Source organism: Bacteroides sp. An269, assembly GCF_002159755.1.
Lineage (GTDB): Bacteria > Bacteroidota > Bacteroidia > Bacteroidales > Bacteroidaceae > Phocaeicola > Phocaeicola intestinalis.
The window spans coordinates 16,045-27,719 of sequence record NZ_NFJG01000050.1 but is presented as its reverse complement, the minus strand read 5'-3'; the positions used below and the strand labels follow the sequence as shown (position 1 = coordinate 27,719).

10 protein-coding genes are annotated in these 11,675 nt (G+C 45.7%); 1 reads left to right on the top strand and 9 read right to left on the bottom strand.

The window, feature by feature from the left end; translation table 11 throughout:
- Window positions 1-127: 127 nt before the first annotated feature.
- From B5F71_RS21025 to B5F71_RS10650, 6 genes are all read right to left on the bottom strand, one after another.
- The gene (locus B5F71_RS21025; RefSeq protein ID WP_241148592.1) at window positions 128-301 is read right to left on the bottom strand and encodes a transposase; all 174 of its coding nucleotides are present in this window, start codon (window positions 299-301) and stop codon (window positions 128-130) included.
- A gap of 230 nt (window positions 302-531) precedes the next feature.
- Window positions 532-1,572 (bottom strand): choloylglycine hydrolase family protein, encoded by a 1,041-nt coding sequence (locus B5F71_RS10670; RefSeq protein WP_239414141.1) that lies wholly within the window; start codon window positions 1,570-1,572, stop codon window positions 532-534.
- Window positions 1,573-1,728: 156 nt separating this feature from the next.
- Window positions 1,729-3,633 (bottom strand): ATP-dependent DNA helicase RecQ, encoded by a 1,905-nt coding sequence (locus tag B5F71_RS10665; RefSeq protein WP_087210047.1) that lies wholly within the window; start codon window positions 3,631-3,633, stop codon window positions 1,729-1,731.
- Window positions 3,630-5,354, bottom strand: a complete 1,725-nt coding sequence (recJ, locus tag B5F71_RS10660) for a single-stranded-DNA-specific exonuclease RecJ (protein ID WP_022039667.1) — start codon at window positions 5,352-5,354, stop codon at window positions 3,630-3,632. The genes B5F71_RS10665 and recJ overlap by 4 nt, the downstream gene beginning before the upstream one ends.
- A 179-nt stretch (window positions 5,355-5,533) precedes the next feature.
- The gene (locus tag B5F71_RS10655; protein ID WP_022039666.1) at window positions 5,534-6,730 is read right to left on the bottom strand and encodes a C1 family peptidase; all 1,197 of its coding nucleotides are present in this window, start codon (window positions 6,728-6,730) and stop codon (window positions 5,534-5,536) included.
- A 107-nt stretch (window positions 6,731-6,837) separates the two neighbouring features.
- Window positions 6,838-8,226, bottom strand: a complete 1,389-nt coding sequence (locus tag B5F71_RS10650; protein WP_022039665.1) for an aminopeptidase P family protein — start codon at window positions 8,224-8,226, stop codon at window positions 6,838-6,840.
- Window positions 8,227-8,404: 178 nt separating this feature from the next.
- On the opposite strand from B5F71_RS10650, the gene B5F71_RS10645 reads away from it, so the two are divergent.
- Complete coding sequence (locus tag B5F71_RS10645; RefSeq protein ID WP_087210044.1) at window positions 8,405-9,241, top strand: patatin family protein; 837 nt, start codon at window positions 8,405-8,407, stop codon at window positions 9,239-9,241.
- A gap of 164 nt (window positions 9,242-9,405) precedes the next feature.
- Here the strand turns inward: B5F71_RS10645 and rny are convergent, their stop codons facing one another.
- The 3 genes from rny to B5F71_RS10630 all read right to left on the bottom strand — a co-directional run bounded on the left by rny (window position 9,406) and on the right by B5F71_RS10630 (window position 11,674).
- A complete protein-coding gene (rny, locus tag B5F71_RS10640) occupies window positions 9,406-10,944 on the bottom strand; it encodes a ribonuclease Y (protein WP_022039663.1) in 1,539 nt (512 codons plus the stop codon).
- Between the two features lie 114 nt (window positions 10,945-11,058).
- Window positions 11,059-11,361: a cell division protein ZapA gene (locus B5F71_RS10635; protein WP_022039662.1), complete on the bottom strand. Its 303-nt coding sequence runs from the start codon at window positions 11,359-11,361 to the stop codon at window positions 11,059-11,061.
- Between the two features lie 19 nt (window positions 11,362-11,380).
- A complete protein-coding gene (locus tag B5F71_RS10630; RefSeq protein WP_022039661.1) occupies window positions 11,381-11,674 on the bottom strand; it encodes a hypothetical protein in 294 nt (97 codons plus the stop codon).
- Between the last annotated feature and the right edge of the window lies 1 nt (window position 11,675).

Below are 11,675 nucleotides of genomic sequence, written 5' to 3'. Positions count from 1 at the left end.
CCATGATGCCAAGACTGGGACTTTCCTCCCGTCCCGCCTGTTTACGGATAAGGGAGTGCAAGGCATCCATCACCTCTTCAAACACACCTTCAAGCTTCCACTTGCGGAAATAGTAATAGACGGTTTGTCAAGGGGCGAAGTCAGAAGGAAGCATACGCCACTGGCAGCCGGTCTTGTTGATATAAAGGATGGCATTCCATATTTCACGCAAATCATATTTTCGGTTCCTCGCTTGCGGCTCTAAAATATTTTTTATAACTTGCCACTGTTTTTCAGTCAGGTCGGTTGGATACTGTGTCATAACTTTATTGTTTGGTACCTTTAAAGATATAACATTTTTCCAATTGACCGACTGATTTGAGATCTGAAGATGCTTATAACATTATTCTTGAATCAATTCAAAACAGTTTCTTAGATTGAAGAGGATTATCTTCTCTAGCGGAGAAGATAATCCCATATTCAGTATCAGATAATTACATTGTATGTATGCCTGATATGAGTATTTTTAATCCTCTTGCATCCCACAAGGTTTCATTTGATTTGTAGGATTCGAACAGGTTGTTGTTTTACTTCATCCAGTGGGACGGCTTGATAGGCGACTTTTGAAAAATCAATATCTTTGAGTCGGATACTACGTATCTCGCTGTTGTACATCGTACGGTAATAAATAATACGGTGTTTCATGTCTGTAGCCGAAGTCCATTGGGTAGCACTGGGAATGTCGGCGGGGATTTTTCCTCCGGTAAATTCAATGCCTACGGGAATGTCGAAATTGTTCAATATCTGGAATGACTGGAGAACCGTTTTTAGTGCGTTTTCCTGTTTGGGTGCCGTGGCTTGATAGAATGCAGCTCTTACGAAACGTGAAGGAGGAGTCACATCACCTGGGATACCGAGGAATCCGCTTCCTGCCCCGAAAGAAGCCAGTCGCGTATCGCCCAATGATTGGGAAGGAGCTGAACCGGGATAGAGGTTCACGTAGTTATTAAGATTGGTCAGGTGCCATTCGAATCCGGGTGAATTGGTCAGTACGCCTAGGTCGTTTTCGTAAAACCGGGCTTTTCCTTGAACGATTTCCAGTACAATTTGTCGTCCGCTGACATCGGTAAACCGCCAATGAACGGTAGAAGCACGCGGGTCGATACTGATGATGTGTGCTTCGTTTACTTTTTCTGTCACTTCTTCCAGTGTAGCACATTCGCCCAATATCCAAGCAACCAGTTGCAGGTCGGCTATGCTGGTATCTTTTTGGGCAGGGTTGTAAGTTTCGTATTCTCCATAATTGGGAAAATAAAATAGTCCGGCAGATAAGCCGGCTTCATTGATACCTTCGGCAATGAAGTCTTTTTGTTCTACTGCAAGCCCTACATAACCATAACGTGCAGTAAATGTCATGCCTTTGTTTCCATCGGGAGTAAGCGAATGCATTGTATAGCCTCGTGGTACAATGATATACTGGCTGTTCAGGTCGCTGCCTCCCCATTCGATGGTACGGGCTACGATGGTGGTACTGTCTTGGCTGGTCAGGGTGATTCCTGTACAGGCATTTGCCGGGAGCGATACGTTGAGCATGCCGGCGAAGGCTAAGATTGAAATGATGGATGGTGTTTTCATGGTTTTTGAGTTTTTAAGTTTTTGAGTTTTTAAGTTTTTGGGTTTTTGAGTTTGAGCGTTCCTAAAGGGCTTCCCGACTTATAAACTTATTAACAATCTATGTGGTTAAATGGTTCAAGTTTTCATCAGATAGAGTTTTCCGTTCTCTTGCTTGATGCGTTCTTCCGAAAGCAGGTACGTCAGTACGTTCAGAATTTTTTCTTCGGGTACAGACAAGGCATGAATCACTTCCTGTGGGGTGTGGGGATGTCTGTTCAGCAAGTTTTTTATATCGGAGGCAATGTCTTCGTATTCACCTTTTTTTAATCCGGATGTATGTTTCTCAAGGCATACGTCACATTGTCCGCAATTATGTTCATTATTTTCACCGAAATAATGCAGCAGCATCCGGCTTCGGCACTGGTCGTTGCTCTCGGCATATTCCAACATTGCCTGTATGCGTTTTTCATAACTTCTTTTCCGGTCTTCGTATACTTCTTTGTTTAATACAATACGGTTCGTGTCTTGCCTCTCGCGTGTATATATAATATAAGGAGTCTTTTTGCCCGGTATATAGTGTAGGATATGTCGTTTGGTCAAAAGGATGAGCGTATCATATACCTGTTGGCGTGAAAGTCCGCTTCTTTGGGATAAAGTTTCTTCATTGATGTATGCATAATCGCTGAACAGGCCGGTGTACGAGCGCAGGATAATGCGGAGCAGTTTTTCTGTATCCTGGTTATGCTCTTCCATACGGTATAATTCATCGCGGCGCAGGGTGAAAATAAGACGGGAGGCATTGTCTTGCTCATCGGTATATTCCAGGTATCCTGCGCGGGTCAGTATTTTCAGGGCACTGTCTACGCGAACTGGAAAATGCTTGAAGCGCTGACAGAACTCATCGATGTTGAAAGCGAAAGTACATCCTCTGCCATCACCCATGGCCATCTGGTAATAGTAGTTGATGTGTTCATATACTTGGCGGATATAGTCTTTTTCTGGAAAGGCATCACTTATCCGTTTTTTCAAAATAGTCTTGTCACTTTGTGCATACAGTAAGACCGCGTATGCTTTTTGTCCATCACGTCCCGCACGTCCGGCTTCTTGAAAATAGGCTTCCGGTGAATCTGGAAAATCGATATGAATAACCAGCCGCACGTCCGGTTTATCAATGCCCATCCCGAAGGCATTGGTAGCCACCATTACACGATACGTACCTGCCTGCCAGCCTTTTTGTCGCAAGTCTTTGGTTTTGTTGTCTAGTCCGGCATGGTAGAAAGTGGCACTGATATCGTGCTGGTTTAGGAATAGTGATATTTCTTTGGTGCGTTTCCGGTTTCGTGTATAGACGATTGCAGAACCTTGCACTTGGTTAAGGATATGTAGCAATTCACCGCTTTTATCTTCCGTGCGGCGGACAATATAGGCAAGGTTTTTGCGCTCGAAACTCATCCGGAATACGTTTTCTTCGCGGAAGGCAAGCCGTACTTGGATGTCCTTTACCACTTCGGGGGTAGCTGTAGCTGTCAGTGCCAGTACGGGTACATCGGGCAAGAGTTTGCGCACATCGGCTATTTTCAGGTAGGCAGGACGGAAATCATATCCCCATTGCGAAATGCAGTGTGATTCGTCTACTGTTATCATGCTTACTTTCATACTGCGCAACTTGTTCTGGAAGATTTCGGTGCCGAGCCGTTCGGGTGAAATGTATAGAAACTTATAGTCACCGAAGATGCAGTTTTCCAGTGCAATGACAATCTCCTCACGCGTCATACCCGAGTAGACTGCTTGTGCCTTGATACCGTGTTTTCGCAGGTTTTGTACTTGGTCTTTCATCAGGGCAATCAGCGGAGTGATGACCAGGCATAGTCCGGGATTCGCCAGGGCAGGCACTTGAAAGGTAATGGACTTTCCACCGCCCGTAGGCATCAGCCCTAACGTGTCACGTCCACTACCGATACTGGAGATAATGTCTTCCTGTATGCCTCGGAAATTGTCATATCCCCAGTAGTGTTTCAATATGCTTTTATAATCGGTCATGTCTGTTTGCTCGGTTTAATATCCTCTATTTGTAACTGAATGTCTCCTCGTTTATGAGTGTTTTCTTCAATGGTATAGCAGATATTAAACGATTGTTTGGTCTTGATATAACGAGCCTGCGAACTTTGTCCGAATGCGATTCCGTTCATCACATTGTTTGACTTGTTGTCTACCAATTCCAATTTGATATGCTCCTGGTCACGTCCTACTACTTTACTCGTGCCATAATCGTAAACGTTCAGCGTAGAGAATACCGGTTTCGGGTTTTCAGGTCCGAAAGGATTGAACTTCTTCAAGTCGAAGAAGAATTTCGGAGTGATATCCCTGAAATCCAGTTGGGCATCGATATCAATGGTGGCACTGGTCTGTTCAGGCAGAATATGGTCGGTTACATACTCTTCGAAACGCCGGGTAAACTCCGGTACGTTTTCTATTTTCATCGAAAGCCCTGCGGCATATGTATGTCCGCCGAAGTTTTCCAGCAAATCCCGGCAATATTCGATGGCTTTATATACATCAAATCCCGATACCGAACGTGCAGAGCCGGTGGCAAGATTATCGGTTCGTGTCAATACAACAGCAGGTCGGTAATAGATTTCCGTCAGACGTGATGCAACGATACCGATTACTCCTTTGTGCCAGGCTTCGTTGTAAATGACAATAGATCGCCGTTCGGACAAATTGTCCAAATGGTCGACAATCTTGTTTGCCTCTTCCGTCATATTCTTATCCAGGTCTTTCCGTGTTTCATTATACCGGTTGATCTGATTTGCTTTTTCCAATGCTGCGGGGAAATCTTTTTCCGTGAGCAGGTCTACAGCTTCCTTTCCATTCTGTATACGGCCGGACGCATTGATGCGGGGACCTATCTTAAAGATAATGTCACTCATGTTGAGTTCCCTGTCGGACAAGCCACATACATCGATGATGGCTTTCAGTCCTACGCTGGGGTTGGTATTCAGTTGGCGTAAGCCATGATAAGCCAGTACCCGGTTTTCTCCCATGATGGGTACAATATCAGATGCGATGCTTACTGCTACCAAGTCTAACAGAGGAGTCAGTTGATGAAACTCTATCCCGTTGTTCAGTGCAAAGGCTTGCATAAACTTGAAGCCCACTCCACAACCCGACAAGTGATCGTAAGGATAAGTCGAGTCAAACCGTTTCGGGTTCAAGATGGCAACCGCGACCGGCAATGTATCGTCGGGTACATGATGGTCGCAGATGATAAAATCGATACCTTTTTCCTTGGCATAGGCGATTTCCTCTACCGCTTTGATGCCACAATCCAACACAATAATCAGCTTTACGCCGGTTTCGTACGCATAATCCACTCCTTTTTTCGATACTCCATACCCTTCGTTATAACGGTCGGGGATGTAATAGTCGATGTTCGAATAGAACTGCTGGAGGAATTTGTATACCAGTGCAACGGCGGTTGTGCCGTCCACGTCATAGTCTCCATACACCATGATGCGCTCTTTCCGTCCCATGGCTTTATTCAGGCGCTCCACGGCTAGACTCATGTCTTTCATGAGAAACGGGTCGTGCAGTTCGTTCAGTTGCGGGCGGAAAAAGCGTTTGGCTTCACCAGCCGAGGTAATACCTCTTTGTAAGAGCAGCCGGCAAAGAATTGGGCTGATGCCAATTTCTTTCGCCAGAGCCTTAGCTGCTTCCCGTTCTTCGAGTGTAGGAGGTTGATAGTTCCATTTGTAGTTCATTTATATATTTTTTTTCTTTCTTTTTCTGCATTCAAAGGAGCGGGGTATGAATACTTGAAAATATGCCCTGCTCTTTCAACTTGTAAAAGTAAGAAAAAAGCAAGAAAAAAACGGCTAATTCCCGAATTATTTTCAGGAACCAGCCGTTTAATTATTTATAAATATTCTATATTATTGATTTACAGCCCCAGTTTTTTGGCTATATCTGCCGGGATTGCTTTTTTATGTACCAGTATATTCATAGTTTTATAAGCGACGAAAGTTTTCGATGCATACCAGATGCCTTTGTACTTGCCTTCCGTGCCCCATGAATTTTTTACCATAAAGTATTCTTTTCCGTTCTGGTCTTTGGCGATGCCGTAGATGACCATGCCGTGGTCGTCGGTCGTTTCCCAATTGTCGAAAGCTTCCTGGCGCATCTCTTGGGTTACGGTGATTTCCGGAAGCGGTTTGGCAGTAAGCTCTTTGCGTTTGTCTGCAGGGCTCAAACCCAGCCAATGTGCCATATCCGAGCCTGTCAGTTCGGCGCCTTTTTCCACATCGGGGCATACGGCAACTCCATTGCGTGTGAAGCCTTGTTCGCTTACATCAGCTCCCCAGGCGAATGTGTATCCATTGTTGATGGCGTTTTCCATTACTGCCATCAGTTCGTCAATGGGAAGGTTATACGACAAAGCGTTGCGCCAGTTGTCTTGCACTTCGATGCTGAACTGTTTGTAGAACGGATGGTGTGTGTACGAGGTCAGCGAAACATAGTCATCCATATTCAATCCCAATACTTCATCGGCGAAGGTTCGCGGTGTGTAGGTCTTGCCTTTATAGGTGAATTGTTCCGGACATTTGCCCAGGTAAGTATCGTAAATGGCACATACTCCGTTTTTCCAGACTGGACTTAATTTTTTCAATTTACCTTTGGCTATGGCATCTACATACCCTGAAGCTACGGCATCCAGTTCGTTGTGGTTCGGGAGTGAATCGCCGTACATGATGCCCGGCATGGCTTCTTGGGGCACCATTCCATAGTTTTCGTAACAGTATACGATATCTTCAAAACTTCCGCCCGGCGAGAAGGAAGCATCGCCGTGATAACGCACGTAGTTTACGGCACGGTCTTCCATCGTATGATGTACAACGAACATTTCCGACAAGTCGAACTCTCCTTTTCCCAACCGGAGCAGTTCCGATTCGAAGAAACCGAGGGTAGAGAACGACCAGCACGTGCTCGACTGGTTTTGATCTTTGATGGAAGTAATCGGGTTTTCTTTTACCGTAGTAAATACAAATCCTTCTTCTTCTGTCTTGTCTTTCTTAGGACCTTTGGCATATACATTGCTAAAGCAGATGCCCATTGCTAAAATTGCGATAAGTTTATTCATTGTTATTTATAGAGTTAATAGTTAATAATTAATACTTAATAACGGCGGATGCTTTCGATTTCCGCTATTCACCATTAATTATTAATTGTTCATTATTTAATTATTAATTACTTCATGATTTCTTCCACTTCCTCGATGGTGATGGGGATATGTTTTTCACCGGTGAAGCGCGAACCGCCGGGGATAATCAGGATATCGTCTTCCAGTCGGATGCCCCCGAAATCCTTATACTTATCAATGGCATTGAAGTCGAGGAAGTCGGTATGCATTTTGTCGGCACGCCATTTATCTATCAGGTCGGGGATAAAATAGCAACCCGGTTCGTCGGTGATGACGAAGCCTTCCTGTAAGCGTCGTCCCATACGCAAGGATGCCAGGCCGAACTGTTCGGAAGGACGTACTTCATCATCATAACCAACGTAACATTGTCCCAGGTCTTCCATGTCGTGTACATCGATACCCATCATGTGTCCCAGTCCGTGGGGCATGAACAGGGCATGTGCTCCTGCTGCTACGGCATCCTCTACGTTGCCTTTCATCAGTCCCAGGTCTTTCAGCCCTTGTGCCAGTACACGGCACACTTCCAGATGGACCGATTTGTAGGTGATACCCGGACGTGCCAGTTCCAGGGCACGGTCATGACAAGCCAGCACGATGCTGTACACGTCACGCTGGCGGCTGGTGAACTTGCCTCCTACCGGGATGGTACGTGTATGGTCTGAGCAATAGTTGGTCGTACTTTCGGCTCCTGCATCGGTCAGCATCAGTCTGCCCGCCTGAAGTATCTGGCTATGGTCATGGTTGTGCAAGGTCTGTCCGTTCTGGCTCAAGATTGTGGCGAAAGATACCATATTGCCGTAAGATGCGGCAATGCCGTCCAGTACACCGGCGATGTATTGTTCGGATACACCCGGTTTGCAAAGTTTCATTGCTGCGGTATGCATTTCATAACCGATGTTGCAGGCTTTGTCGATTTCTTCTATTTCGCAGGGTTCTTTTACCGAACGTAAGGCTACTACCGCCTTGATGAGTTCAAGCGAGCTGTGCTGTCTGACCAGTGAGGCACGGATGCCGGTCAGGTCTTCCAGCAAGAGCATGTTGTCGTAGCGGTAAGGAGGCAGGAAATGAATTTTCCGACGTTGGGCGATGGCTTTGCCTATCACCTCTTTCAGCTTACCGAAGGGGAAACTTTTGTCTATTCCTACTCGTGCAGCCAGTTCTTTTACGCTGGGTTGGAGACCCATCCAGATGATATCGTCCATCGTGACGTCATCGCCGAAAAAGTAATCTTCGCCGGAATCTGCATCAAGTATTCCTGCATATCCCGGATGGGCATGTCCGAAAAAATAAAGAAACGAACTGTCCTGACGGAATTTATAGGTATTGTCGGGATAATTGGCTGGTGCCTCATTGTTTCCCAATATCAGGATTAGGCCGTTGCCGACCTTGTCCCTTAACGCCTGACGGCGTTTGCTATATACGGTAGATTCGAACATATTGTTATGGTTTTTGGTAATACCTTTGTAGTAAGTATTGCAAAAGTAGAAAATTAAATTGAAAAGTTCTCTCTATATTCTGAAAAATGTATCTTTGTAGCAAATAAAAGAAATGAATATCCGCATTTTGCTCAATTGGCTGTAGGGGATGTTTGCGGATTCAAATAAAAGAAAGGTTATGGCTATGGATTATTCAAAAATGGGTTTAGTATTGGAAGGAGGAGGCATGCGTGGGGTGTTTACCTGCGGTGTGCTCGACTATTTTATGCAGAAAGGCATAGAGTTTCCTTATGTTGTCGGCGTTTCGGCTGGTGCATGCAACGGTCTGTCTTATTTGTCGCACCAGCCGGGCAGGGCACGTTACAGCAACATCGAGATGCTGGCTAAATACCGTTACATCGGGTTGAAGTATCTGTGGCACCAGCACAGCATTCTTGACCAGCATCTGCTGTATGAAAAGTTTCCTGCTACGATATTGCCTTTCGATTACGAAGCATATTTCCGTAACCCTGCACGTTTTGAGATGGTGACCACTAATTGTGTCACCGGCAGGGCCTGTTATCTGGAAGAGAAACACGACCGCGGGCGCCTGCTGGCAATTGCCAAAGCATCGAGCAGCTTGCCCTATGTGTGTCCGATAACGTGGGTAGACGGGTGTCCCATGCTCGATGGAGGTATTGTCGATTCTATTCCGGTGATGCGTGCTGTTTCGCAAGGATATGCCAAGAATGTGGTTGTGCTTACCCGGAACCGGGGGTATCGGAAGACGGAGAAAGATATCCGCATACCGCGTATCATCTATACGCGCTATCCTCGTTTGCGTGTAGCGTTGAGCCGGCGGTGTCAGGCATACAATGAGCAGTTGGAAATGATAGAGAGGCTGGAAGATGAAGGGCGTATCATAGCCATCCGTCCCGAAGCGCCCGTGAAGGTAAACCGGATAGATAAAGACATCCAGAAACTGACCGCGCTTTATGAAGAAGGTTTGCGTTGTGCCGAAAAAGTGGTGGGTTAATGGGGTGATTCCGCATTTGCCTACAAGAAGTTGTTTAAAGGAGTTAGAGGGAGTTAAATGCCAATAGCACAGAAGTATTGGCTTCTAACTCCCTCTAACTCCCTCTAACTCCTTTAAATTCTTCTAACTCTTTCTAATTACTGGCGTTTTGAGAGCAGTAATGACTATTTCGCGAAGCTTACGGCGCGTGTTTCGCGGATAACCGTAATCTTGACTTGTCCCGGATATGTCATTTCGTCTTGTATCTTTTTGGCGATTTCGGTAGACAGGCTTTCGGTCTGCTTGTCGTCTATCTTGTCTGCGCCTACGATGACACGAAGCTCTCGGCCTGCCTGGATGGCATACGTCTTGGTTACGCCCGGATAAGACATGGCAAGTTGTTCCAGGTCGTTGAGACGTTTGATATAAGCTTCTACAATTTCGCGTCGTGCTCCCGGACGTGCTCCAGAGATGGCATCGCATACCTGTACGATAGGAGCCAGAAGGCTGGTCATTTCCACTTCATCGTGGTGGGCACCGATGGCGTTGCAGATGTCTGGTTTTTCCTTATATTTTTCAGCCAGTTTCATACCCAGCAGTGCATGGGGCAGTTCGGGTTCTTCATCGGGCACTTTGCCGATATCGTGCAACAGGCCGGCACGTTTGGCTTTTTTGGGATTCAGTCCCAGTTCGGATGCCATGATGGCACACAGGTTGGCTGTTTCACGTGCATGTTGCAACAGATTCTGTCCATACGAAGAGCGGTATTTCATCTTACCGATGATACGGATCAGTTCGGGATGCAAACCGTGGATACCCAGGTCAATGGTTGTCCGCTTACCGGTTTCGATAATTTCATCTTCTACCTGTTTTTTCACCTTAGCCACCACTTCTTCGATGCGTGCCGGATGGATACGTCCGTCGGTTACCAGTTGGTGTAATGCCAAACGGGCTATTTCTCGGCGTACGGGGTCGAACGCCGAAAGGACAATGGCTTCGGGCGTATCGTCAACTACAATTTCCACTCCCGTAGCGGCTTCCAAGGCACGGATATTTCTTCCTTCCCGTCCGATAATCCGTCCTTTTATCTCGTCCGATTCAATATGGAATACGGTTACAGAGTTTTCAATGGCGGTTTCGGTTGCTACGCGCTGGATGGTTTGTATGACAATGCGTTTTGCCTCGCGGTTTGCCGACATTTTGGCATCATCCATGATGTCGTTGATATACGATTGTGCTTCCGTTTTGGCTTCTTCTTTCAGCGATTCGACGAGACGTTCTTTAGCCTCTTCAGCAGACAGTCCCGACAAGGCTTCCAGTTTTTTACGTTCTTGTGCCTGGAGGGCATCCAGTTCTTCTTTCTTCTTGTCGATAACCACCAGCTGTGCATCAAGGTTTTCGCGGATGGCTTCGGTTTCGTTCCGTTTTCGTTGCAGTTCCTCGTGCTTTTGGCTTAATACCATTTCGCGCTGCTTCAGTTTGTTTTCAGCCTGTTGGATTTTCTGGTTGCGTGCTGTTACTTCTTTTTCCAGCTCGGCTTTCTTGTTCAGAAATTTTTCTTTGACCTCCAGCAACTTGTTTTTCTTGATTACTTCTGCTTCTGTTTCGGCCTCCTTTATAATTTTATCGTACCGCGATTTCAGGCCGAACTTGAAAAAAGCGTACGAAATTGCTCCTCCTACCAGGAAAGCAACAACCGTGAATATTACTACTGTTGTAAACATTACTATTTAGTTTAAAAATATAAATAAAAAACGCACATACTTTCCTGCCGGTTTGTTCCGGCATTCCAGTTGTGCGTAAAATCTTCCTTGTTCTATACTAAACTTTCCTGTCTCCTAATCGTCAGGTTTAGGATGAATGCATTCATCTATATCATCAGCCAGCTGTTTCAGTTTTTCTGCATACGGCTGTGTATCATTCCGGTCTTTCAAGGATACATTCTCAAAAGAGAGTTCCAGTGCAGTCATAGCCCAGTGTTTGGCCAGGCTGAACTCCGGATACATACTGCGATATTTGTTTAGTTTATAGTCAATCTGCTTAGCCGCCTTCCTATATAGCTCTTCCTTGTCGCGGTCAATGACCAAGGGATATAGTTCGTTGTCGATCCGCAGATGTATTTTTAATTTGTCGTCTTTCATGACTCGTTTACCTTTTGGCTTATTCATTCAGCAAAGCGATACATTTTTCGACTTCACGCACCAGCCTCGTCAACCTTTTCTTCGTATCATTGAGTTCCGTATCGTTGATACTGATTATACGGGCCATTTTCAAATTGGCATATCTTGACTCCAGTTCTTTCCGGTCACTTTCCATACGTGCGATAGCAGCTTCCTTTTCTTCCAAAAGGTGCCGGAGTGAAGCTATTTCCTTTTTCTGTTCTTCGAACAGGAACAGCAGGTTTCTTAATCTTCCTTCAAACGTATTCAGTAGCCTTTTGTCTTCTTCCGTCATT